The 527-nt window shown below is 38.9% G+C and carries 1 protein-coding gene; it reads right to left on the bottom strand.

Annotated features, from left to right (window positions below):
* On the bottom strand, nucleotides 1–527 hold a 527-nt coding region (locus tag J3U73_RS10870), incomplete at both ends, for a hypothetical protein (protein ID WP_267410443.1).

Here is a 527-nt window from a genome sequence, read left to right as displayed (position 1 = left end):
AATGTTTTCCTCAGCTTCTTTTTCTGCTGCCTCAACATCAGCTACCGTGGTTGTAACTGCATCAATATTTGTTATTCCTTTATCGCGAGCATCCTTAATAGCTTGTTCTATTTTTGTCTTATCATCAGCCGTTAAGTCCGTATTAGCATCAATGCGGTCAATTGCCTTTTCGGCATATTGGGTAAGTTTCCGTTTATTTGTCTCTTTGGCAACATTAAGATCACTAACCACATTGTTGATGTTTGTCACGCCTTCTTGAGCGTTCGTTTTAACTTGGTCTGCCGTTGCTGGGTCGGGATTTTCAATCTTGTCTTTAGCTGCATCATAAGCATCATTTATTTCACTATTTAGCTGATTCTTGGTATCGTCATCAACATTAGTTAAGTTCTTAACTTGGTCAAGAGCGTCCTTCTTAGCTTGTTGGATGTTATTTAAGCCTTGATCTTTAGCAGATTGAAGTGATGCATCATTTTCGACCTGATTTATTTTTCCTTTGGCCGTATCCTCACTGGATTTAACTGCTTCTG

It is taken from the genome of Lactobacillus sp. B4005 (genome assembly GCF_026536045.1).
Taxonomy (GTDB): domain Bacteria; phylum Bacillota; class Bacilli; order Lactobacillales; family Lactobacillaceae; genus Lactobacillus; species Lactobacillus panisapium.
Note: the sequence above shows the minus strand (reverse complement) of the source record. Positions and strands in the feature narration are given on the sequence as shown.